At 69.0% G+C, this 22,000-nt stretch carries 21 protein-coding genes, 4 tRNA genes and 1 riboswitch; of the genes, 17 read left to right on the top strand and 8 right to left on the bottom strand.

All coding sequences use genetic code 11. From position 1 onward, the window contains the following. Positions 1-41 precede the first annotated feature (41 nt). From EOV43_RS11485 to rdgB, 6 genes are all read left to right on the top strand, one after another. The gene (locus EOV43_RS11485; RefSeq protein ID WP_128221402.1) at positions 42-989 is read left to right on the top strand and encodes a PLP-dependent cysteine synthase family protein; all 948 of its coding nucleotides are present in this window, start codon (positions 42-44) and stop codon (positions 987-989) included. 198 nt (positions 990-1,187) lie between these two features. Next, the gene (locus EOV43_RS11480; RefSeq protein WP_128221401.1) at positions 1,188-1,946 is read left to right on the top strand and encodes an MBL fold metallo-hydrolase; all 759 of its coding nucleotides are present in this window, start codon (positions 1,188-1,190) and stop codon (positions 1,944-1,946) included. 103 nt (positions 1,947-2,049) lie between these two features. Continuing rightward, positions 2,050-2,997: an ABC transporter ATP-binding protein gene (locus EOV43_RS11475; protein WP_128221400.1), complete on the top strand. Its 948-nt coding sequence runs from the start codon at positions 2,050-2,052 to the stop codon at positions 2,995-2,997. Next, on the top strand, positions 2,994-3,788 hold the full coding sequence (locus EOV43_RS11470; RefSeq protein WP_128221399.1) for an ABC transporter permease: 795 nt from the start codon (positions 2,994-2,996) through the stop codon (positions 3,786-3,788). Before EOV43_RS11475 ends, EOV43_RS11470 begins: the two co-directional genes overlap by 4 nt. A gap of 145 nt (positions 3,789-3,933) precedes the next feature. Continuing rightward, positions 3,934-4,680, top strand: coding sequence for a ribonuclease PH (gene rph, locus EOV43_RS11465; protein WP_128221398.1), 747 nt, complete (start codon positions 3,934-3,936; stop codon positions 4,678-4,680). A gap of 1 nt (position 4,681) precedes the next feature. Next, on the top strand, positions 4,682-5,299 hold the full coding sequence (rdgB, locus tag EOV43_RS11460) for an RdgB/HAM1 family non-canonical purine NTP pyrophosphatase (protein WP_128221397.1): 618 nt from the start codon (positions 4,682-4,684) through the stop codon (positions 5,297-5,299). A 58-nt stretch (positions 5,300-5,357) separates the two neighbouring features. Here the strand turns inward: rdgB and EOV43_RS11455 are convergent, their stop codons facing one another. From EOV43_RS11455 to bcp, 3 genes are all read right to left on the bottom strand, one after another. After that, positions 5,358-6,260 (bottom strand): bile acid:sodium symporter family protein, encoded by a 903-nt coding sequence (locus EOV43_RS11455; protein ID WP_128221396.1) that lies wholly within the window; start codon positions 6,258-6,260, stop codon positions 5,358-5,360. A gap of 197 nt (positions 6,261-6,457) precedes the next feature. Next, positions 6,458-6,540 (bottom strand) — tRNA-Leu (locus EOV43_RS11450). Positions 6,541-6,623: 83 nt separating this feature from the next. Further along, a complete protein-coding gene (gene bcp / locus EOV43_RS11445) occupies positions 6,624-7,094 on the bottom strand; it encodes a thioredoxin-dependent thiol peroxidase (RefSeq protein ID WP_128221395.1) in 471 nt (156 codons plus the stop codon). A 121-nt stretch (positions 7,095-7,215) separates the two neighbouring features. On the opposite strand from bcp, the gene EOV43_RS11440 reads away from it, so the two are divergent. Continuing rightward, the gene (locus EOV43_RS11440; protein WP_128221394.1) at positions 7,216-7,464 is read left to right on the top strand and encodes a DUF3618 domain-containing protein; all 249 of its coding nucleotides are present in this window, start codon (positions 7,216-7,218) and stop codon (positions 7,462-7,464) included. Between the two features lie 233 nt (positions 7,465-7,697). Here EOV43_RS11440 and EOV43_RS11435 read toward each other — a convergent pair. Then, positions 7,698-7,770 (bottom strand) — tRNA-Lys (locus EOV43_RS11435). A 266-nt stretch (positions 7,771-8,036) separates the two neighbouring features. After that, positions 8,037-8,109 (bottom strand) — tRNA-Lys (locus tag EOV43_RS11430). Positions 8,110-8,384: 275 nt separating this feature from the next. Here EOV43_RS11430 and EOV43_RS11425 point away from each other — a divergent pair. Beyond that, on the top strand, positions 8,385-10,460 hold the full coding sequence (locus EOV43_RS11425; RefSeq protein WP_128221393.1) for an ATP-binding protein: 2,076 nt from the start codon (positions 8,385-8,387) through the stop codon (positions 10,458-10,460). Positions 10,461-10,551: 91 nt separating this feature from the next. Here EOV43_RS11425 and EOV43_RS11420 read toward each other — a convergent pair. Then, positions 10,552-10,627: transfer RNA gene (locus EOV43_RS11420), tRNA-His, on the bottom strand. Between the two features lie 143 nt (positions 10,628-10,770). Next, positions 10,771-11,424 (bottom strand): oligoribonuclease, encoded by a 654-nt coding sequence (orn, locus tag EOV43_RS11415; RefSeq protein ID WP_128221392.1) that lies wholly within the window; start codon positions 11,422-11,424, stop codon positions 10,771-10,773. A 96-nt stretch (positions 11,425-11,520) separates the two neighbouring features. Here orn and EOV43_RS11410 point away from each other — a divergent pair, with 96 nt between their 5' ends. Genes EOV43_RS11410 through EOV43_RS11390 form a run of 5 tightly spaced genes read left to right on the top strand, consistent with a single transcriptional unit; the run spans position 11,521 to position 14,741 of the window. Next, positions 11,521-12,066 carry a DoxX family protein gene (locus EOV43_RS11410; protein ID WP_128221391.1) on the top strand — a complete coding sequence of 182 codons (546 nt, stop codon included), beginning with the start codon at positions 11,521-11,523 and terminating at the stop codon, positions 12,064-12,066. After that, positions 12,035-12,796, top strand: a complete 762-nt coding sequence (locus EOV43_RS11405; RefSeq protein WP_128221390.1) for a DsbA family protein — start codon at positions 12,035-12,037, stop codon at positions 12,794-12,796. The genes EOV43_RS11410 and EOV43_RS11405 overlap by 32 nt, the downstream gene beginning before the upstream one ends. Beyond that, positions 12,796-13,053, top strand: a complete 258-nt coding sequence (locus tag EOV43_RS11400; protein WP_128221389.1) for a hypothetical protein — start codon at positions 12,796-12,798, stop codon at positions 13,051-13,053. The genes EOV43_RS11405 and EOV43_RS11400 overlap by 1 nt, the downstream gene beginning before the upstream one ends. Positions 13,054-13,094: 41 nt before the next feature. After that, a complete protein-coding gene (locus EOV43_RS11395) occupies positions 13,095-14,147 on the top strand; it encodes an adenosine deaminase (protein WP_239022106.1) in 1,053 nt (350 codons plus the stop codon). A gap of 9 nt (positions 14,148-14,156) precedes the next feature. Further along, a complete protein-coding gene (locus EOV43_RS11390; protein WP_128221388.1) occupies positions 14,157-14,741 on the top strand; it encodes a DapH/DapD/GlmU-related protein in 585 nt (194 codons plus the stop codon). An 89-nt stretch (positions 14,742-14,830) separates the two neighbouring features. On the opposite strand, the gene EOV43_RS11385 is transcribed toward EOV43_RS11390, so the two are convergent. Then, positions 14,831-15,169, bottom strand: coding sequence for a YnfA family protein (locus EOV43_RS11385; protein WP_128221387.1), 339 nt, complete (start codon positions 15,167-15,169; stop codon positions 14,831-14,833). A gap of 122 nt (positions 15,170-15,291) precedes the next feature. Further along, positions 15,292-15,405: riboswitch (SAM riboswitch) on the top strand. Positions 15,406-15,442: 37 nt separating this feature from the next. On the opposite strand from EOV43_RS11385, the gene EOV43_RS11380 reads away from it, so the two are divergent. The 4 genes from EOV43_RS11380 (at position 15,443) to EOV43_RS11365 (ending at position 21,974) form a co-directional block, all read left to right on the top strand. Next, the gene (locus tag EOV43_RS11380; protein WP_128221386.1) at positions 15,443-16,969 is read left to right on the top strand and encodes an aminotransferase class V-fold PLP-dependent enzyme; all 1,527 of its coding nucleotides are present in this window, start codon (positions 15,443-15,445) and stop codon (positions 16,967-16,969) included. A gap of 197 nt (positions 16,970-17,166) precedes the next feature. After that, complete coding sequence (locus EOV43_RS11375) at positions 17,167-18,609, top strand: dicarboxylate/amino acid:cation symporter (RefSeq protein ID WP_239022105.1); 1,443 nt, start codon at positions 17,167-17,169, stop codon at positions 18,607-18,609. 53 nt (positions 18,610-18,662) lie between these two features. Further along, positions 18,663-19,628 (top strand): hypothetical protein, encoded by a 966-nt coding sequence (locus EOV43_RS11370; RefSeq protein ID WP_128221384.1) that lies wholly within the window; start codon positions 18,663-18,665, stop codon positions 19,626-19,628. Between the two features lie 162 nt (positions 19,629-19,790). Continuing rightward, entirely contained in the window at positions 19,791-21,974 is a 2,184-nt protein-coding gene (locus tag EOV43_RS11365) for an Ig-like domain-containing protein (protein ID WP_128221383.1), read from the top strand. The last annotated feature ends 26 nt before the right edge of the window (positions 21,975-22,000 follow it).

Here is a 22,000-nt window from a genome sequence, read left to right as displayed (position 1 = left end):
CATCCGGTCGTCGTGGTGGTCCGTCCCGAAAGGTTCTCCCCGTGCGTCACCCCCATCTGCTCGCCTCCGTCGGCAACACCCCGCTGGTCGGGCTGCCGGGCCTGTCGCCGAGTGAGGACGTCCGGATCTGGGCCAAGCTCGAGGACCGCAACCCCACCGGCTCGATCAAGGACCGACCGGCCCTGAAGATGATCGAGATGGCCGAGGCGGAGGGGCTCCTCACGCCCGGCTGCACGATCCTGGAGCCCACCAGCGGCAACACCGGCATCTCGCTGGCCATGGCGGCCAAGCTCAAGGGCTACAAGATGGTCTGCGTGATGCCGGAGAACACCTCCGAGGAGCGCCGCCAGCTGCTCCGCATGTGGGGCGCGAGGATCATCTCCTCGCCCGCTGCGGGTGGTTCCAACGAGGCCGTCCGGGTCGCGAAGGGCATCGCTGCGGAGAACCCCGAGTGGGTCATGCTCTACCAGTACGGCAACCCGGCCAACGCGCTCGCGCACGAGGAGGGCACTGGCCCCGAGCTGCTCGCCGACCTGCCCGAGATCACCCACTTCGTCGCCGGCCTGGGCACCACCGGCACGCTCATGGGCGTCTCCCGCTTCTTCCGCAAGGCCAAGCCGGAGGTCAAGATCGTCGCCGCCGAGCCGCGCTACGGCGAGCTGGTCTACGGCCTGCGCAACCTCGACGAGGGGTTCGTCCCCGAGCTGTACGATGCCTCCCTGATCGACACCCGCTTCTCCGTGGGCCCGCGTGACGCCGTCAAGCGCGTGCGTGAACTGCTCGAGACCGAGGGCATCTTCGCCGGCATCTCGACCGGCGCGATCCTGCACGCCGCGATCCGCCAGGCCCAGGCCGCGGTCAAGGCCGGCGAGAAGGCCGACATCGCGTTCGTCGTCGCCGACGCCGGCTGGAAGTACCTCTCCACGGGTGCCTACGAAGGCACGCTGGACGAGGCCGAGGACCGTCTCGACGGTCAGCTCTGGGCCTGAGGCCCACCGGTCTGCCGTGGTGGTGGGCGCTCGTCATGACATCCACGTGTGCGTGGGACGTGGTGAGCGCCACTCGCCCGGTGTGACCATTGCCCCGGCGCGAGCCGTCGGGCTGGACTTACTCTGGACAGGCTGCCCACACCCCGTGGCGGCCAACGCGTCGGGCGAACCGGTGCGCGCGCAGGTTGGAGGAGACAGATGAGGCTCACCGTCGTCGGATGCTCGGGTTCGTACCCGGGACCGGACTCCCCGGCGAGCTGCTACCTGTTGGAGGCCGAGCACGAAGGCCGCACGTGGCGTGTCGTCATGGACCTGGGCTCGGGCGCGTTGGGTGCCCTGCACCGGTACGCGGACCCGCTCCAGATCGACGCCGTGGTGCTCTCGCACCTGCACGCCGACCACTGTCTCGACCTGTGCGGCTACCACGTGTTGCGTCGTTACCACCCGACCGGACCTGCGCCGATCCTTCCGGTCTACGGACCCGAAGGCACCGCGGACCGGATGGCCCACGCCTATGACCTCCCGCTCGAGCCCGGCATGAAGGAGGAGTTCGACTTCCGGGTCTGGCCCACCGAGCCGGTCGTCATCGGTCCCTTCACCATCACCGCCGTTCCGGTGGTGCACCCCGTCCCGGCGTACTCGCTGCGGGTGGAGGCGGACGGACGGACCCTCGGCTACAGCGGTGACTGTGCTCCCTGTGACGGTCTGAGCACCGCGGTGGCGGGCGTCGACCTGCTGCTGGCCGAGGCCTCCTTCGAGGAGGGCGCCGACAACCCGGCAGACCTCCACCTCACCGGCAAGGAGTGCGCCGAGCTGGCGATCGAGGCCGAGGCCGGTCAGTTGGTGCTGACCCACATTCCGCCGTGGCACGACCCGGCTGTCGTGCACGCCGAAGCGGCTGCTCTCTGGAACGGACCGCTCTCGCTGGCGAAGGCCGGCGCGGTCTACGAGGTCTGAAGAAGCCCCGACGCTCAGGGATGTCCCTGAGCGGCCCCTGCGCGTACCCCCGTTCCGGGGTGGCGAAGTCGCCTCGGAACGCTGCATGAGGCAGTCTGGGGACATGATCAAGGTCCAAGGCCTCTCCAAGAGCTACGGGCAGTTCCAGGCCGTCGACGACGTGACGTTCACCGCCCAGGCGGGGCGCGTCACCGGTTTCCTCGGTCCGAACGGCGCGGGCAAGTCCACGGTGATGCGGATGATGGTGGGACTCACCGTCCCCACGTCCGGCACCGCCACGATCGGCGGGCACCGCTACGCCGACATCCCCAACCCCGGACGTCACGTGGGTCTGCTGCTGGACGCCTCGGCGCAGCACGGCGGCCGTACCGGTCGTGAGGTCCTGACCCTCTCGGCCCGCACGATGGGTCTCCCTGCCAGTCGGGTCGACGAGATGCTCGAACTGGTCGGGCTCTCGGGCTCGGAGTCGAAGCGTCGGGTCAAGAACTACTCCCTGGGCATGCGACAGCGTCTCGGCATCGCGAACGCGTTGCTCGGCGACCCGTCGGTGCTGATCCTCGACGAACCGGCCAACGGTCTCGATCCGGCCGGCATCCACTGGATGCGAGGCCTCCTGACCGGGTTCGCGGCCGAGGGCGGCGCCGTCCTGCTCTCCTCGCACCTGCTCAACGAGGTCGAGCTGATCGCCGACGAGATGATCCTCATCGGTCGCGGCAAGATCGTCGCCCAGGGCGACAAGCAGTCCCTGGCGAACTCCGCCGGTGGTGGTCCGGCCACGCTGGTGGCGGGGGAGCAGCCCGGCGCCCTGGGTGATGCCCTCACCCGTGCCGGTCTCGCGTTCGCTCCGGCCGGTTCCGGCTTCCGGGTGCAGGCCCAGCCGATCGAGGTGGGCCGCGTGGCCCAGCAGGCCAACCTGGTCCTCGCCGACCTGCGTCCGGCCGAGGGTGGGCTCGAGCAGCTCTTCCTCACCCTCACCGCCGACACCCAGCGTGACGCCCCCGCGGGCGTCTCGACGAGCCCGTCCGCCCCGACCCAGGGAGCAGAAGCATGAGCACCCTCTCCAGCGACGCCAACGCTCCGCGTCGTGGCGTGATCGACGTCGCCGCGACCAGCAAGGTCCCGTTCTTGCGTCTGGTCTCCGTCGAGATGCGCAAGATGACCGACACCCGTGCCGGCATCTGGCTCCTGGCGATCCTGGTGGCGGTCGTGGCAGTGGCCGTGGTCGCGGTCGCGGTGACCAGCCGACCCGACGGCGCTCCGTTCTTCGGGTACGTCCTCTCCACGACGGTGCCTCTCAGCATCCTGCTGCCGGTCCTGGGCATTCTGCTGATCACCGGTGAATGGACCCAGCGCACCACGCTGAGCACCTTCACCCTGGAGTCGTCGCGCATGCGCGTCATGACCGCCAAGATCGTCACCGCCCTGCTGTACGCGGTGCTCGGACTGGCGCTTGCGGCCGGCGCGGCAGCGCTCTTCGCCCTCGCCTTCGGTGCTGATCAGGCCTTCGAGTCCGCGAACTGGCCGCTGCTGCTCAACGTCGCGGTGCTCCTGACGATCCTGATGCTGCAGGGTGTCGCCTTCGGCACGCTGATCCTGTCCTCGGCCGGCGCGATCGTGGCGTTCTTCCTCGTGCCGGTGATCTTCTCGATCGTGTTGTCGTTCTTCTCCGGGCTCTCCGAGCACGTCGCGTGGTTCGACACCCAGGCGGCCCAGGCATCCCTGATGAACGACGCTCTGCCCTCGGCCACGGAGTGGGCCCAGCTGGGAACCACGAGCCTGATCTGGATCGTGCTTCCGTTGGTCGTCGGTCTGGTGCGCATCGCCCGGATGGAACTCAAGTGAGCCCTCGAACACTCCACTGAGCGCCCTCGTCGCGAGCGTGCTCCTCGGCCCCCGTCCCTCCACCCACCGGAGGGGCGGGGGTCCGTCGTTCCCGATCCTTCACCGGAGTGCTGGCGATGAGGTGTGTGAGGCCTAGGCTCGACCCATGACGCAGAACCTTTCCGCTGCTCCTCGTGAGGACGGCCGCGCCGACGACGAGCTCCGCAAGATCACTTTCACCCGCGGTTGGCAGGACCACCCGGCCGGCTCCGTGCTGGTCGAGTTCGGCCGCACCAAGGTGCTGTGCGCCGCGTCGGTCGAGATCGGTGTCCCGCGCTGGCGAAAGGGCTCCGGCCTGGGCTGGGTCACGGCCGAGTACGCGATGCTTCCCTCCGCGACCAACACGCGTTCCTCGCGTGAGTCGGTCAAGGGCAAGGTCGGTGGCCGCACCCACGAGATCTCCCGCCTGATCGGCCGTTCCCTGCGTGCCGTCATCGACGACGCCGCGCTGGGCGAGAACACGATCATGATCGACTGCGACGTCCTGCAGGCCGACGGCGGCACCCGCACCGCTGCGATCACCGGCGCCTACGTCGCACTGCACGACGCCATCGAGCACCTCCGCAAGGAGGGTGCCGTGAAGGGCAACCCGCTCAAGGGTTCGGTCGCCGCCGTCTCGGTGGGCATCATCGACGGCGTCCCGCGCCTCGACCTGCCCTACGTCGAGGACGTGCGCGCCGAGACCGACATGAACATCGTCATGACCGGTGACGGCAAGTTCGTCGAGGTCCAGGGAACCGCCGAGGGCGCAGCCTTCGACCGTGCCGAGCTGGACGCTCTCCTCGCCCTGGGCGAGAAGGGCTGCGCCGACATCACCCGTCTGCAGCGCGCCGCGCTCGGTCTGGACGCCTGAGATGAGCACTGACGTCTTCCTGGCGTCCCACAGCGCGAAGAAGATCGCCGAGATGCAGCGCATCCTGGCTGAGCACGTCCCCGGCATCCGGGTGCTCGGACTGGCCGACGTCGACGAGTTCGACGAGCCGATCGAGGACGAGGCCACCTTCGAGGGCAACGCCCTGCTGAAGGCACGTGCCGGTGTGGCCGCGACGGGTCTCCCGACGATCGCAGACGACTCCGGTCTCTGCGTCGACGCCCTCAACGGGATGCCTGGCGTGCTGTCGGCGCGCTGGGCCGGTCGGGTCAAGAGCGACGCTGCCAACAACGAACTCCTGCTCGAGCAGATGCACGACGTGCCTGACGTCCGTCGCGGTGCGCACTTCACGTGCGTGATCGCGTTCGTGATGCCGAACGGCCACGAGCGGGTCGTCGAGGGTCGGATGAACGGTCGGATCATCCGGGAGACCCGTGGCCACGGCGGCTTCGGCTACGACGTGCTGTTCGTCCCCGAGGAGCATTCGCGTGCCGGACTCACCTCGGCTGAGCTGACCCCGATGGAGAAGGACCACATCTCCCACCGCGGTCGTGCCCTGCGCGAGATCGGTCCGCTCATCGCGGCCGACCTCGCCGGCTGAGCCACTCCGCCTGAGACATTCCGCCTGAGCCACTCCGGCAGCTGCCCGCAGCGCACGATCAGACAGGAGCGCCGTCCGTCGACGACGGGCGGCGCTCCTGCGTCCGGACGGGGTTCTCGCGCCGCGACACCCAGGTGCCCCACAGGGCTGCGAAGACGAACATGATGATCGAGTAGACCGCTGCGGGCACCGAGATGGCCACGTCGTCCAAGACCTCGACGGCGACGTAGATCGCGAGCGTGGAGTTGTGGACCCCTATCTCCATCGACGACGCGATCGCCTGGGGGCCCGGGACCCCGAACGCCTTCGGGACGACGTATCCCAGCAGCAGGCTGCAGGCACAGAAGAGGGCGGCTGCGACGCCGATGTCGGCCAGGTACTCACCGATCCGCTCCCGCTCGGCCAGGACGACGCCGATGATCATCACCACCAGGATCGCCGCCGAGGCGATCCGGACGGGACGGTCGGCGCGCTCCGCGAACGCCGGACGCAGGTGCCGCACTAGCATGCCCAACGCCACCGGAACCAGGATCAGGGCGAAGACTTGGAGCACCTCGGCCAGCGGCATGGAGACCTCGTCGGTGCGGTCGTACCAGCTGATCGCGAACCCGGTGATGAGCGGGAGCGTCACGATCGCGACGAGTGAGTTCACGGCCGTGAGCGAGATGTTCAGGGCGACGTCGCCGCGGAACAGGTGGCTGAACAGGGCTGCGGTGGTCCCGCCGGGGGAGGCGGCCAGCAGCATCATGCCGATCCCCAGCAGGGGAGGCAGGTCGAGCAGCAGCACCAGGCCGAAGCACAGGGCGGGCAGCAGCAGGAGTTGGCAGCCCAGCGCGACGAGGGCTGCGCGCGGGTTCTTCCGCACCCGGCGGAAGTCTGCGGGAGTCAGTTCGAGCCCGAGGCCGAACATGATGATCCCGAGCGCGATCGGCAGTCCGATGGTGGTGAGTGCGGAGTCCATTCGACGAACCTAGGGGTGAGCCACGTCACTCTCGACCCGTGAATGGGGTAGCGCTGTGCACATCGATCAGGCACATCGATCAGGCGCATCGATCAGGCGCATCGAACCGGCGCATCGAACCGGCGCATCGAACCGGCGCAGCGACCGGACCGGGGACGCAGCAGGGCCGGTGTCACGTGGTGACACCGGCCCGTCGGTGCCGAAGAGGGGACTTGAACCCCTACGCCCAGTGGGCACAGGAACCTAAATCCTGCGCGTCTGCCAATTCCGCCACTCCGGCTCGCGGACAAGTCTAGGCAGCGTGCCTGCCGAGGCGTCGCCCGGGACCTGCCCGCGACCTGCTCGGGAGCAGGCCTCGGGGAATCAGTCCAGCTTGAGGTCGCGACGCAGCTTGGCGACGTGGCCGGTGGCCTTGACGTTGTACTGGGCGACCTCGACCGTGCCCTCGCCGTCGACGACGACGGTGGAACGGATGACGCCCGTGACGACCTTGCCGTAGAGCTTCTTCTCGCCGAACGCGCCCCAGGCGGTCAGGACCTCCTTCTCCGGGTCGGAGAGGAGCGTGATGGTGAGACCGTCGCGCTCACGGAACTTCGCGAGCTTCTCGGGCTTGTCGGGGGAGATCCCGACGACCTCGTAGCCGGCGGCCTTGAGGGAGTCCAGGGAATCGGTGAAGTCGCAGGCCTGCTTGGTGCAGCCCGGGGTCATCGCAGCCGGGTAGAAGTAGACGATCGTGCGACGGCCCGCGAAGTCGGACAGGGAGACCTGCTCGCCGGTGTCGGAGGTCAGGGTGAAGGCGGGGGCGACGTCGCCGGGGGAGAGGCGCTGGCTCACGGGTGCTCCTGTGCGTCAGGGGGTGGTGGTTCTGGTCCGGGGCCGACGCTACCTGCCGCGGCCGACAATTCCTTCTCGTCCCTCGTGGGACGGGGTGCTGTGGTGTTGGTAACCTCGCAGCGTGACCAACGACGTGAACGCCCTCGAGTCCGAGATCGAGCAGACCCGCGAGCGCCTCGCGGCGACCCTGGACCAGCTCCTCTACCGCGCGCACCCGAAGACGATCGTGGGCCGTGAGGTCACGACCGTGAAGTCGAAGTTCGTCGACCTCGAGACCGGTGCCCCGAAGACCGACGCGATCCTCCGCGCCGCCGGCATTGCCGTGGGCGTCGTCGTCGCACTGATCGTCGTGCGCAAGATCGTCAAGTGATCTGAGCTGCTGCGGGGGAGTGCCCCCTGCAGCAGCAACCGCACCACGGCTGCACCACTGCCGCGCGACGGCCACACCACTGCCGCGCGACGGGGCGGGCACTGGAGGGCAGCTCGCCGCGAAGCGCCGGAGTTGCCCACCGGTGTTCGCGGAGGGTAGCCCGCCGGGGTGGACCTGTGGGCGGACAACGAAGAAGGCCCGGTCGATGTTTCCATCGACCGGGCCTTGCTCTGTACGCCATCACGGACTCGAACCGCGAACCCGCTGATTAAGAGTCAGCTGCTCTGCCAATTGAGCTAATGGCGCCCGTTGCTCTGTTCCACCTTGCGGTGTCCCTTGCAACGAGAAGAACTTTACGACGATCTGGCCGAGGACGCCAAACCGGGGGCGATTCCGGGGTGCGCGACGCCGGAAATCGAGCGATCGGGCCTGCTCCTGGACCAGGTGGGAGCCGGTGGCACCGTGGGGGTGGGGGATCGCTGGCGCGCGCGGGTCGCGGCTGATCCCGGCAGAAGTGGCCGGAGAACGAAGAAGGCCCGGTCGATGTTTTCCATCGACCGGGCCTTGCTCTGTACGCCATCACGGACTCGAACCGCGAACCCGCTGATTAAGAGTCAGCTGCTCTGCCAATTGAGCTAATGGCGCCCGTTGCATGAACCTGAGGCTCTGCGAACCTTGCGGTTTGCCCTGCAACACGTAGAACGTTAGCACCGAGATCTTCGGAGGCACAATTCGGGGCGCTGCGTGGGGCCTCCCCGCCGGAGCGGAGACCGAACGGTGCAGGTCATCTGGCCTGTTCGGGTCATGTCCGCTCGCTGGTGTCCGGAAGCGGACAGAAACGGGGCGCCGCCGCGCGGCACACCGTTAGGGTCGGCAGAAGTGGAAGCCTGCGCGCTCGAGGGGAGGGGGACGAGGTGGTCATGGGCCGAGGGTGGGCAGCGCTCGCGCTGACCCTGTTCGTCGTCGTCGCCTCGCTGTACTGCGTCGGCATCCAGCCAGCTGCGGTGACGGTTCCCGAGGCGCTCCCCGTGGGACTGGTCGCGGGCACCTGGTTGTTGCTCCCGCGCTCCACGCGGCCGATGCTCGTCGTTCCGGTCGCCGCCGGTGTGGCGGCCGTCTACGCCGTCTTCGATCGCACGTGGGGAGTCTCGCTCGGGCTGGGCATCAGTGCTGCCCTCGGTGTCTGGGTGGCGACCGAGGTGCTCACCGACCGCGGTCGGCGCCCCGCAGCCCTGCTCAGCGACGACGACCTGGGCTACTTCGTCGGAGCCGGCTTCTTGGGTGCGTTCGCGGGGGCGTCGGGAGCTGTCGTCACTGCCCTGTGCACCGGGTACGCACCGTGGTGGTTGGCAGGTTTCGGCACGATGGTGTGCCATCTGGCCACCTATCTGACCGTGATGCCGCACTTCATGGGGCGCGCGCGTTTCCCCAGCGTCGCGGGCTCGGGGGAGCGCATCCTCCAGTGGACGCTGATGATCGTCCTCACCGTGGCCTGCTTCCTGCCGATCGAGGCCGACTTCTCCCTCGTCTTCTGCCTCATCCCGGTGATGGGATGGGCGGCCCTGCGCGCCCCGATGCGGGAGACGATCGTCCAGGTCCTGGTGGTGACCACCCTCACCCACGCCATGACCTCGCGTGGGCTGGGGCCGTTCGCCACGAACCCGCTCGCCTCGGACGTGCACAACGAGCTGGCCGTGATCGCCTACGGCGTCTTCGTGTGCGCCTACGCCCTGACGGTCATCCCGTTCTCTCTCGCCGTCGGGATCCAGCGCCGTCAGGCCTGGCGAGCCAAGTCCGAGCAGGCCCGTGTGCGTCAGCTGGTGCGGAGTGCGTCGGGCGTCGCCATCATCGGCACCGACGCCGAGGGACGCATCGACCTCTTCAATCCCGGTGCCGAGAAGATGCTCGGGTACACCCAGCGCGAGGTGCTGGGTCTCTCGCCCAGCATCTTCTTCACGCAGGCTGAGGTGGAACGGCTCTCCCGTCGCCTCGGCAGCCGGGCCTCGTTCGGTGACGTCGCGGCCAAGTTGGCTGCCCGCACGATCTCCAACACCGACGTCGAGTTCCTGCGCAAGGACGGCGAGGTGCTCACGTTGCAGTTCGCGATGTCGCGCATCCACGACGACGACGGAGAGGTCGCCGGGTTCGTCGCCACCGGCGAGGACGTCACGGACCGCGTCAAGCGTCAGCGGGCTCTGGAAGAGGCGTTGGCCGCTGAGCAGGTGGCCAACGAGAACCTCAAGGAGGTCGACCAGGTCAAGGATGCCCTGATCTCCGGTGTCAGCCACGAACTCCGCACCCCGATCACCAGCATCCTGGGCTACCTCGAAGTGCTGGAGGACGGCGGTTTCGGCGACCTTGAACCGGCGCAGGTCCGTGCCTTGCGGCGAGTCCGGGGCAACAGCACCCGCCTGCTCTCGCTGATCGACGACCTCCTGATGCTCAACCGGATCCAGGACGAGTTCGTCGAGGTCGTGCACTCCTCCCTCGACCTGCGCGAGGTCGTGCGTGGGGCCCGGGAGAGCAATCTCTCGGTCTTCGCGGCGGCCGGCGTCCGGTTGGTGTGCGAGGTGCCGGCCCGGGCGGTCCGGGTGCAGGGCGACGCCGACCGGCTCGCTCGTGTCCTGGACAACCTCCTCGGCAACGCTGCGAAGTTCACCGAGCGCAGCGGCGAGGTGCTCCTGTCGCTGCACTGCGAGGGGCAGCAGGCCGTCGTCACCGTCAGCGATTCCGGCATCGGGATCCCGGCCTCGGAGCAGCCCCGGGTCTTCGATCGCTTCTACCGGGCAGCCGCTGCGCGTGAGCGTGCGATCCAGGGAAGTGGGCTCGGTCTCTCGGTGGCCCAGGCCCTCGTTCGGGCCCATGGTGGTCGGATCGAGGTCTCCTCGGAGCCGGGCGAGGGCTCGACGTTCCGGGTCAGGCTCCCGTTGGAAGGACGCGTGCCGGTCCCCGAGCAGGACCGCGCCGTCGCGCGGCACCAACGTTCCGTGACCTGAGCCGTCCGTGACCTGAGAGTTCGGCGGCTCACCGCGTCCCGAGGCAGAAATGCGAAGAACCCCGATCCGTGAGGACCGGGGTTCTTCGTGTTGGGGTGAGTAACGGGGCTCGAACCCGCGACAACCGCGACCACAACGCGGTGCTCTACCAGCTGAGCTATACCCACCATGGTTTTGTCCGGCAGTGCCGTAACCAAGAAGAACTATAGAGGACTTCGCTCCAAGTGCTTAATCGGGGGTCTCGACATGCAGATCGGGCCGGGTCCACGGAGTGTTCCGTGGGCCCGGCCCGATCGATGGGCGAGAGGCGTCAGGCCTGCTCAGCGGGGTTGTCGGTGGCCTCGGCCGGCTCGTCCCAGAGGCCGGTGATGGATCCGGCGTGCTTCGCGGCGATGCCGCGCGCGGTCTCGGAGTCGGGGCCGGGCTGGGCGACGAAGACGGCCTCGCGGTAGTAGCGCAGCTCCTCGATCGACTCCTGGATGTCGGCCAGGGCGCGGTGGTTGCCACGCTTCTCTGCCGCGGCGAAGTAGGCACGCGGGTACCAACGCTTCGACAGCTCCTTGATCGAGGAGACGTCGACGTTGCGGTAGTGCAGGTATCCCTCGAGCTCGGGCATGTCGCGGGCCAGGAACGAGCGGTCGGTACCGACGGTGTTGCCGGCCAGGACGGGGCGCGCGTTCTCGCCGCACTGCTCCTTGATGTACGCCAGCACGCGTGCCTCGGCGTCGGCCAGCGTCGTGCCGCCGTCGAACTCGGTGATCAGGCCCGAGGTGGTGTGCATGTTCCGGACGAAGTCGTCCATCTGCTCCAGCGCGGCGGCCGGGGGCTTGATGACGATGTCGACGCCCTCTCCGAGCACGTTCAACTCGTAGTCGGTCACCAACGCAGCCACCTCGACGAGCGCGTCGTTCACGAGGTCGAGGCCGGTCATCTCACAGTCGATCCACACCAGACGGTCATTCACGTGCACCAACCCTACTCCCGGGTGGCCGTCGCAACGCAGAACTGGAGGTCAGGCCTCCTTTTCAGGCGTAAGGCCACGTCAACTAGGGTTGAAGACGTGGACACCCGAGCGTCCCGGGGAGCGACGCCCTGGATCGGAACCGCCCTCCGTCTGGTGACCGGGGGCGTGTGGCTCGTGGCCGGAGGCGCCAAGCTCGGCGACCTCGACGGGAGCGTCCGTGCGGTCCGTGCCTACGAACTCCTGCCCGAGGCCGTCGTGCCCGTGGTCGGCAGTGCGCTGCCGGTGCTGGAGGTGGCCGTCGGCCTGATGTTGGTCCTCGGTGTCCTGGTCCGGGCCAACGCCCTCCTGTCCGCGGTCCTGTTCGCCGCCTTCGTCGTCGGCATCGCCTCGGCCTGGGGCCGCGGGCTCGAGATCGACTGTGGTTGCTTCGGTGGCGGGGGAGTCGAGGAGGGGGCGTCGTCGAAGTACCCCTGGGAGATCGCCCGGGACCTCGCGCTGCTGGCCATGTCGATCTGGCTCGTGGCGCGTCCCCGTACGCGTCTCGCCCTGGACACGCTGCTCTTCCGTTCCCACGAGTGGAACACCGACGCTGACACCGAGAGGAACGACGATGGCGAAGAACACCCCCACCTCACGCGCTGAGGACAAGGCGGCCGCCGCCCAGCGCCGCGAGGCCCGCAAGCAGAAGGCCGCAGCTCAGGCCGCTGCTGCCGAGGCGGCTCGCGTGGCCCGCCAGCGCAAGGAACGGATCACCGTCGGTGCGATCGTCGCCGTCGTCCTCGCTCTCGTCGTCGGTGTGGCCTGGTGGGCCGTGCGCGACAGCGGACCGGTCGCGGCACCGAAGAACGTCGTCGACTCCTACGCACTCGCCGTCGGTGACCCCGACGCCGAACACGTCGTCGAGATCCACGAGGACTTCCTCTGCCCGGCGTGCGCCTGGTTCGAGGGGGAGACCAACGAGGACCTCACCGCCGCCGCCGAGGCCGGCAAGGTCTACGTGAAGTACCTCCCGATCAACTTCCTGAGCCGTTTCGGTGACTACTCCGAGCGCGCCACCAACGCCTTCGCCGTCGTCCTCGACGCCGCAGGCCCCGAGGTCGCCAAGACCTTCCACGACTCCCTCTTCGCCGCCCAGCCCGCCGAGAACGGCAACAAGCCCGACGACGACTGGCTCGTCGAGAAGGCCGTCGCTGCCGGTGCTGACGAGGACGCCGTCCGTGACGGCATCGAGGAGATGGCCTTCGAGGGCTGGGTGGCAGAGGCCACCGACGCCGCGTCCAAGGCCGGGATCCGTTCCACCCCCACCGTCGTCGTCGACGGAACGGTCCTGGAGAACAACGACCCCTCCACCCTGATGGGAATGATCAACTGATGCACGTCAAGCAGGTCCAGCGCTGGGTCATCACCGCGCTCGTCATCACCACCGCCATCCACTTCGTCGGCGGACTGCTGCTGCTGATCCCGTACGTCGGCACGGACTCGGCGTTCTGGGTGCTCACCGTGATCTCCGCGATCGTGATGGCGATCTCGATCATCGGAGCGCTGCTCCTGCACAACAAGAGGTGGCTCAGCCCGTGGCTGCTCTTCGCGGCCGTGCCGGTCATCATCAGCTTCATCTGGGTGAAGTGACGCCCTCCCTCGGGTGACGGGTTCCTGACAGACTCCTCGGTGTGAACGCTCACCCGCTGTCAGGCTTCGTCGCCGGCCTGCCCAAGGCCGAACTGCACGTCCATCACGTCGGCTCCGCGTCGGAGTCGATCGTGGCCGAACTCGCGCAGCGCCACCCCGGGACGGTTCCCTCCGACCCGGCCGCGCTGCGCGAGTTCTTCACGTTCACCGACTTCGCGCACTTCATCGACGTCTACCTCGCGGTCGTCGACCTGCTCAAGGAGCCCGAGGACATCCGGCTGCTCACCTACGAGGTGGCGCGCGAACTTCGTCGGGGCCAGAACGTCCGTTACGCCGAGCTCACGATGACGCCCTACACCTCCGTCCTGCCCCACGACCCCGCGCGTGGCATGGCGATCGAGGCGTACACCGAGGCGATCGAGGACGCCCGGGTGGCGGCCGCGCGTGACTTCGGGATCGAACTGCGCTGGATCTACGACATTCCCGGAGAGTCCGGGATCCCGGCTGCCGACGCGACCCTCGACTTCGCGCTGCGCCACGCCCCGGACTCCCTCGTCGGGTTCGGTCTCGGTGGCCCCGAGATCGGGGTCCCGCGACCGCAGTTCCAGCCGCACTTCGCCGCTGCCCGGGCCGCGGGCCTCCGCTCGGTGCCGCACGCGGGTGAGACCACCGGGCCGCAGACCGTCTGGGACGCGATCACGCTGCTGGGCGCCGAACGCATCGGCCACGGCACCACCTCGGCCCAGGACCCGCGCCTGCTGGAGCACCTGGCCGAGCACCGGATCGCGCTCGAGGTCTGCCCCTCGTCCAACGTCGCCACCCGCGCGGTGGCCTCGCTGACCGAACATCCGATCACCGCGTTCCGTGACGCGGGAGTGCGAATCACGGTCAACTCCGACGACCCGCCGATGTTCGGGACCACGCTCAACCGTGAGTACGAGATCGCCTCCGACCTGCTAGACCTCGACGCCGCCGGAGTCGCCGCACTGGCGGTCGAGGCGGTCGAGGCCTCCTTCGCGAGCGAGCAGGTGAAGACGTCGCTGCGTACCGAGATCGCCGACTACGTCGCAGGGTTCTCGACGACGGCGGGCTAACGTTCGGGTGTGAACGCCTCCCAGCCCGTCTCCCTGCCGCTCATCCCCACCATGCGCAGCAAGATGATGGCGGGACGCCCGTTCGTCATCGACTCCGGCATCCGCCGCATGGTCACCGCCTCAGCGTCGCGGGTGCACGCCTTCACCGCCTGCGACCCCGCCGACACCGAGCGTCGTGCCCAACTGCTGGCTGCGGTCTTCGCCGAGGTGGGCGAGGGCGTCGAGGTGCGCGGTGCGCTGCACGTCGAGCTGGGGGAGCGGACCACCGTCGGTGCCCGCACGGTGCTCGGTGCCGGGTTCAGCTGTGTCGACTACGCCCCGGTCGCGGTCGGGGCTGACGTCGTGATCGGTGCCAACGTCTCGATCAGCACCCTGCTGCTGCCGCACGACCCCGACAAGCGGGCCGAGAAGTGGGCCGGGGGTGCGGCCGTGAGTATCGGGGACAACGTCTGGATCGGTGCCGGTGTGGTGATCAATCCCGGTGTCACCGTCGGCGCGAACGCCGTCGTGGAGAGCGGTTCCGTCGTGGTCAACGACGTCGAGCCGGACACTCTGGTGGCTGGCAACCCCGCGAAGCTGATCCGTCGCCGCTGAGCCGCTGAGCCGCTGAGCCGCTGAGCCGCTGAGCGGCAGGTCGGCTGAGCCGCTGAGCCGCTGAGCGGCAGGTCGGCGGAGCCGCTGAGTCAGGCGAGGTTGCGCGGGGCGTACATGATCAGCGCGACGCCGACCAGGCAGACCAGCGATCCGGCGACGTCCCAGCGGTCGGGGCGGAAGCCGTCCACGACCATGCCCCACAGCAGCGATCCGGCGACGAAGACGCCGCCGTACGCGGCCAGGATCCGACCGAAGTTGGCGTCGGGCTGGAGCGTGGCGACGAAGCCGTAGAGGCCCAGGAGGACGACGCCCGCGCCGATCCAGAGCAGGCCCTTGTGTTCGCGCACGCCCTGCCAGACCAGCCAGGCCCCGCCGATCTCGGCGAGCGCGGCGAGCAGGAAGAGTGGGATCGAGCGCAGGGTGTCCATGCGCGGCATTCTCGCAGTGGGGACGCTGGCGGGGGTGGTTCGCACGCTCCGGCAAGCATCTCGGAATCTAAGTCAATGGATTAGGTGGACAAACCCCCGAGTGGGTGTGTTAGCGTCTTCCACGTCACGAGAACTGGTGCAAAGCCCCGGCTGGCCAGTCAGCAACCCTCCTTCTGCGGCGGGGTGCTCCGGGTGAAGACACGGCCCGTCGCAACAGCGGCGAGCAAGCGCAGACCCGGGTGACCGGGTCGTCTGATCCGTTGGAGACCCGCCATGTCCTACCTGTCCCAGCTCGAGCGTTCGTTCATCGAGTCCGGAGCCCTCGCGGCCCCCGGTGAACTGCTCGGCACCGGCGGCGACACCGCCGTCCGCGACCTCCGCACCCCGTCCGCGCCGTCGAACGCCACGCCTCTGCGCGGCCGGGTCGGATTCGCCCAGGACGTCGTGCCGACGGCCGTCGACCCGCGACCTGTTGCTCAGGCGCCGTCCGCAGGGCGCGGCGAGATCGCACCCCTGGCCGCCCTCGTCGGAGCCGACCAGACCGCGCCGCTCGTCACCGGTGGCGAGCTGCGCTACGTCAACCTCGACATTGCCGCCAGTGCACCCGCGCTGGTCGCCGTGGCCGAGCGGGTCGCGGAGTTCCTGCCCTACTACTCCAGTGTCCACCGCGGCTCGGGCTACGCCTCGATCGTCTCCACCGGCGCCTACGAGAACGCCCGCCGGGTGATCGCGGACTTCGTCGGTGCCCGGTTCGACGACGTCGTCCAGGTGGTGCGCCACACCACCGACGCCTTCAACCTGCTGGCCCGAGCGGTGCCCGGTGACGTGGTCCACCTCGACCTCGAGCACCACGCCAACCTCCTGCCCTGGCGCTCGTCGGGTTCGCGTCAGGTCGCCGTCGCGGGCACCCTCGAGGAGACCTTGGTCGCGCTCGACGCCGAGCTCGCCAAGGCCCCCGCGGCCCTGCTGGCCGTCACTGGTGCCTCCAACGTCACCGGCGAACTCCTGCCGCTGGACCGCCTCGTCGCGATCGCCAAGGCGCACGGCGCTCGGATCGCCGTCGACGGCGCCCAGCTCGTCCCGCACCGCCGCATCGACATCGAGGCTGCTGGCATCGACTACGTCGCGTTCAGCGGACACAAGGTCTATGCGCCCTACGGCGCCGGCGTCCTGGTGGGACGACGTGACTGGCTCGACGCCGCCTCGCCGCTGCTGCTCGGCGGGGGAGCGGTCCGCGAGGTGAGCACCACCGGCGTCAGCTTCGCCGCCACTCCGGCGCGCCATGAGGCGGGCACGCCCAACGTTGTCGGCGCGGTCGCGATCGCTGCCGCCCTGGAGGAACTCGAGCGGATCGGCGAGGACGCCGTGGTGGCCCACGAGACCGCTCTGCGCACCCGTCTGGTCGACGGCCTGCGCCAGTTGCCGGGCGTCCGGGTGCTGGAGATCTGGCCCGGTGAGGCCGAGGTGATCGGCGTCGCGACGTTCTCGGTGGAAGGATTCTCCGCCGAGCAGGTGGCCCACTTCCTCTCCGCGGAGTGGGGTGTCGGCGTCCGCGACGGTCGCTTCTGCGCCCACCCGCTCCTGGCTCGACTCAACGGCGGTCGCACCGCGGTGCGCGCCAGTCTCGGACTGGGGTCGTCGAGCTCTGATGTCCACCGCCTGCTCGCGGGCATCGACCAGCTCGTGACGCACGGTCCGGAGTGGACCTACGGCGTCGACGGACTGCCGAGTGTCGACCCGCGTCCGCTCCCGGCCTGGGCGACCGGCGGTGCAGTCGCTGCTGCCCCCTGCCGCGACTGACTCGGTAGGACTGACTCGGTAGGACTGGGTCGGCGCGACTGATCCAGGTCTGCCTCTGGCGGCAGGGGTTGGTCCGCCGCTGCGCCACTGCGGGTGAGGCGGCGCTCGACCGCCCTGGAGTGCGCCCCGGCGCAAACTCTTGTATCTCCATTAAGTACACTTCTTTTATCAACAAACACGCTTGAAAGAGAATGCCTGTGAACTGGCTCAACCTCGCGACGCTGACGGCCGTGGTCGTCGTCTTCGTGGCCCTGTCGCTGCTGCGGCGTCGCGGCGTCAACTTCAGCGTCCTCACGTTGATCGCCCTCGTCGCCGGTGTCCCGGTCGGCATCGTCGGCGCCGACCACGTGGCCTGGGTCGAACCGATCGGACGGATCTACATCAACGTCCTGCTCGCCGCCGTGGCCCCGCTCATCGCGGTCGCGATCATCTCCAGCATCATTTCGCTCGGTGACCTCGCCAAGCTGCGTCGGATCGGCTCCCGCTCCGCCTTCTGGCTGCTGCTCTCCAACGCCCTCGGCGTGGTGATCGCACTCGGCGTCGGTCTCGCAGCCGGCACCGGCAAGGGTGTCGACGAGCAGCTCGGTGGTCAGGAACTCAACGTCCTGGAGAACTCCGTGCAGGACTTCACCCAGGTGGTCGTGAGCTTCTTCCCGACCAACGTCGTCGGAGACTTCTCGGCCAACAAGATCATCCCGATCATCTTGGTCTCGGTCACCCTGGCGATCGCCTACCTCGCGCTGCTCAAGGAGAACCCGGCCGTGCGCCCCTTCGGCAACGGCATCGAAGCGCTCAAGCTGGTGGTCTTCAAGGCCGTCGGCTACGTCCTGGGCCTCACGCCCTACGCCATCGTCGCCCTCACCACCACCGTCGTGGCCGGCACCGACGACCTCGGGGAGAAGTTCACCTCGCTCCTGGGGCTGCTCGCCCTGACCTGGCTGACCTGCTTCGTGCACACCTTCGGTGTGAACGCCGTGCTGCTGCGCGTCTTCGCCGACGTCAGCCCGCTGGCCTTCTTCCGGAAGTTCCTGCCCGCCCAGGTCACCGCATTCACGACCCAGTCGAGCGTGGGCACCCTGCCGGTCACCACCGACCTGCTGACCCGACGCATCGGCGTCCACTCCGAGGTCGCTCACTTCACCGCTCCGCTCGGCACCACCATCGGGATGCCCGGGTGCGCCGGCATCTGGCCGGTCCTGATCGCGGTCTGGGGCATCAACGCCTACGGCCTCGACTACGGCGTCACCGACTGGATCGTCCTCGCGGTCCTCGGCGTGCTGGTCTCGGTCGGCACCGCCGGGGTCCCCGGAGTTGCCACCGTCGCCGCCGTCACCGTGCTCGCTGCTGCCGGACTCCCGCTCGAGTTCGTCGCCGTCACGCTCCCGATCTCGACCATCGCCGACATGGCCCGCACCACCACCAACGTCACCGCGGCCGGCGTCAGCGCCACCATCGTCGCTCGCCAGGTCGGCCTGCTCGACGACGACGTCGCCCAGGACCCGCACGCCGGGATCGACCCCGACCAGATCCCAGGACGGCGTCGTGCCGACCAGCCGGTCGCCGACGCGCCGCACTCCACGCCTCCCGTCACGCCGACGGTCGCATCGACCGTGGCGGCGCCCGACGTCGAACTCGTCTGACCCACTCAGTCCCACCTGCACTCAGCAATCAGCACCCAGCCCAGGAGAACCTCATGAAGACCTCCCTCACCGTCCTCAGCGCCTTCGGCCTCGCGGCCGGTTCGCTGATGCTCGCCGCACCGTCCCACGCCGTCATCAACCCGGCCGACAACCCGCGCCCGATCACCGTCAAGGGCGACGACGGCCGCACCTACAGCGACGGCGAGGACACCCTCCCGGGCTACGACGACGTCGAGTGCTCCTACATCCCCGGCGCCTGGTACGACTTCGACAACAACAAGGTTCACTACGCTGACGGCCAGTCGGTGAGCTGGACCGAGTGGGACCGCGTCGCGGGCTACAAGACCTGGCTGGCCAAGAAGAACGCCGCCGCCAGCACCCCCAAGTCCAGCACCCCCAAGGCCACCACGCCCACCACCCCGAAGAGCGGTGGTAGCACCGGAACGAGCGGCACCACCACGCCCACGAACGGCGGCAAGACGCCCGGCACCAGCACGCCCACGAGTGGTGGCAAGAAGGCCAGCACCAGCACGCCCACGAGCGGCGGGCAGGCCTCGAAGCCCACCACGCACACGGCACCCCGCACCGGCACGGCTGCGCAGGGCGGTGCCGCGGCGCCGAGCACCGGCACCGCGAGCACCGGCACCGCGACCACCGGTCCCGTCACCGACGGCACCGTGACGGACGCCGCGCAGACCCCCGCCGGAGAGGTCGACGAGACCCTCACCAAGGACTCGACCACCGACGCGTCGGAGGCAGGCGCGAAGGCCACCGATGTCGAGTCCGAGGCCGGTGCTGGTGAGTCGGGTGACTCCGGCGAGGGCGTTGCCGCCGGTGACGCACCCCAGGTGGTCGAAGGGACCTTCGCCTCCGCCGAGCGCACCGACGCAGCCGCCGCCGAGGACGACGGCAGCAGCATCGCCGGCCTCGCGATCCTCGGTGGCCTGGCCGCAGCGGCAGCCGCACTCGTCGGGGGCAGCACCGTCGTCAAGCGTCGTCGCAGGGAGGTCCAGCTCTGAGCAGCCGATGTAGCGGCGCAGCCCAGCGCTGCGCCCGACCCTGAGCCACGACCCTGAGCCACGACCCGCGTCACGTCTGAGCTGACGCTGCACTCCACCCACCGCGCACTGCGTGCTCGCGGGGCCCTGCCCTGCCCTGAAACTCTGAGGAAAAACGTCACCATGAACGTCTTCACCGCCCGCTCCCGTCATCTCGTCGCCCGCCGTCGCGTCGCCGCCGTCCTGACCGGCCTCGCCCTTGCGGCGCCGCTGACGGCGACGCTCCCGAACGCCGTCGCCGCCGAGCCGGCCCGTACGGCCACCACCTCGGTGGACAGCAGCTACCTCGCCGACGTCGTGGGCCTCCCGGCCAGCACCGTCGTCGAGACCGTCACCTACGACCGCTTCCAGTGGCTGCTCCAGCAGCCCGGCCAGTTCGCGTTCCTGATCGGATCCACCACCGACGCTGACTTCACCACCAAGGCCGTCGCCGCCGACGCCGCCGCCCGCGCCGCCGGGGTGAAGAAGATCTACTGGTTCGACCCCAACCTCACCGGCCAGAAGGGCGTCCTCAACCTCGACACCCGCAAGGCCGCCGGCATCGACCTGGCCGCTGACAGCCAGGCGGTCTTCGGCAACATCTGGAACAACGTCGTGGCCCAGTACCTCGGCAACGGCACCAAGGCCACCGTCGCCGCCAACGGCAACTCGGTCACGCTCGCCGCCGACGCAGCCGTCGTGAACGACGCTGTCGACCCGATCTTCGACGCCCGCCCGGAGAAGTCCGACGCCGTCGCAGCGGACTCCACGCTGTTCCTCGTCTACGACAAGGACCGCCTCGTCGCCGGTGCTCCCGACAAGGTGATCGACTGGGCCGACCTCTCCGCCACCGCCGACGTCACCGGTGAGGTCACCGGCGTGGTCGCCGCGGCGGGAGGCGGAACCGTCGTCGACGAGATCGGTCAGTTCTCCTGGTGGAAGGCGCAGAACAACTCCCGCCACAAGGTCGCCTCGCCCGACGAGGCCCGCTACGGCGGGGACATCATCACCGACGCCGACGACACGAAGGGCTGGCGCGTCCAACAGGTCACCTACCCCGAGCTGGTCCACCTGCTCGACGCCAAGGAGGCCGGCGCCAACTTCGCGCTCCTCTTCGGTGGCACCTGGTGCCCCAACACCCGCGCGGTGATCGCCGACGTCAACCGTGAGGCGCAGGAGAACGGTGTCCGCACCGTCTACAACTTCGACCTCGTCCTCGACGGCGGCATCACCAACGGCTCCAACGGCGCGGCGAACCCGATCCACGTGCGTGACAACGCCAACCGCCTCACCGTCAACGACTTCCGTCCCTCGTTCGTCTACGGCGACCTGGTCCGCAAGTACTTCCGCAACGCCGTCACCGAGTACGACCCGCACACCGGCAACCGCGTCGCCTACTACCCGGGCAACGACCAGGCGGCGTTCCCCGACGTGGTGCGCAAGCTGCAGGTTCCGTTCCTGGTCAACTACGAGCGCGGCACCGGCAACAACCCGTCCAACACCGCGATCAAGCGTCAGTGGATCCAGCAGAACGTCGACTCCAGCACCGGCCTGGCGACGTTCAAGGAGTACATGACCAACGCCTGGTTCACGAACCCGTCGAAGCAGCTCGGTCTGAGCTTCGCGATCCCGGCCGACGAGTCCACGCTGAGCGAGGCCGAGGCCGCCCAGCTGGAACAGGCCCGCACCTCCCTCGCCTTCGGCCAGGAGGCCAAGCGTGCGCTGGGCGACTTCTTCGGTGGTCTGCCGGGGGCGGTGCGCGCCTCGCGCACCGTAACCGCGGCGAACGTCACCTTCGGCACCGCGCCGCAGGTGAAGGTCGCGATCACCAACAAGTTCGGTCGCGTCGCCTCCGGTGCGGTCACCGTGAAGGTCGGCACGAAGACCTTCACCGGCACTGTCGTCGACAACTCCGCCGTCGTCACCCTCGGCAAGCTCGCTCCCGGCAAGCACACCTTCACCGTCACCTACGCCGGCGGCGAGGAGGTCCTCGGCTTCACCGAGACCGGTGCGGTCACCGTCGCGAAGGCCAAGGCCGGTGCCGTCACCGCCAAGGTCACCAAGGCCCCGACCACCAAGAAGGCCGGCAAGGCCACGCTGACCGTGACCTCGAAGGTCGCCGGTGTGAAGCCGTCGGGCAAGGTCACCGTCACCCTCAAGAAGGCCAAGAAGACCACCAAGGTGGTCGGCACCCTCAAGAACGGCAGCGTCGCGGTGAAGCTGCCCAAGCTCGCCAAGGGCACCTGGACGGTGTCGCTGGCCTACGCCGGTGACACCAACCACCTGTCCGCCACAGGCGCCGGCACGAAGATCGTCGTCAAGAAGTGACGACCCTCAGGTCCGCCTGACCCGTC

It is taken from the genome of Nocardioides yefusunii, assembly GCF_004014875.1.
Taxonomy (GTDB): domain Bacteria; phylum Actinomycetota; class Actinomycetes; order Propionibacteriales; family Nocardioidaceae; genus Nocardioides; species Nocardioides yefusunii.
Note: the sequence above shows the minus strand (reverse complement) of the source record. Positions and strands in the feature narration are given on the sequence as shown.

Coding starts and splice junctions, on each gene's coding strand:
- EOV43_RS11480 (WP_128221401.1), top strand. CDS start 1,188: ATGAGGCTCACCGTCGTCGGATGCTCGGGTTCGTACCCGGGACCGGAC.
- EOV43_RS11370 (WP_128221384.1), top strand. CDS start 18,663: ATGAAGACCTCCCTCACCGTCCTCAGCGCCTTCGGCCTCGCGGCCGGT.
- EOV43_RS11405 (WP_128221390.1), top strand. CDS start 12,035: ATGGCGAAGAACACCCCCACCTCACGCGCTGAGGACAAGGCGGCCGCC.
- EOV43_RS11425 (WP_128221393.1), top strand. CDS start 8,385: ATGGGCCGAGGGTGGGCAGCGCTCGCGCTGACCCTGTTCGTCGTCGTC.
- EOV43_RS11455 (WP_128221396.1), bottom strand. CDS start 6,260: ATGGACTCCGCACTCACCACCATCGGACTGCCGATCGCGCTCGGGATC.
- rph (WP_128221398.1), top strand. CDS start 3,934: ATGACGCAGAACCTTTCCGCTGCTCCTCGTGAGGACGGCCGCGCCGAC.
- EOV43_RS11400 (WP_128221389.1), top strand. CDS start 12,796: ATGCACGTCAAGCAGGTCCAGCGCTGGGTCATCACCGCGCTCGTCATC.
- EOV43_RS11385 (WP_128221387.1), bottom strand. CDS start 15,169: ATGGACACCCTGCGCTCGATCCCACTCTTCCTGCTCGCCGCGCTCGCC.
- EOV43_RS11365 (WP_128221383.1), top strand. CDS start 19,791: ATGAACGTCTTCACCGCCCGCTCCCGTCATCTCGTCGCCCGCCGTCGC.
- EOV43_RS11470 (WP_128221399.1), top strand. CDS start 2,994: ATGAGCACCCTCTCCAGCGACGCCAACGCTCCGCGTCGTGGCGTGATC.
- rdgB (WP_128221397.1), top strand. CDS start 4,682: ATGAGCACTGACGTCTTCCTGGCGTCCCACAGCGCGAAGAAGATCGCC.
- EOV43_RS11380 (WP_128221386.1), top strand. CDS start 15,443: ATGTCCTACCTGTCCCAGCTCGAGCGTTCGTTCATCGAGTCCGGAGCC.
- EOV43_RS11475 (WP_128221400.1), top strand. CDS start 2,050: ATGATCAAGGTCCAAGGCCTCTCCAAGAGCTACGGGCAGTTCCAGGCC.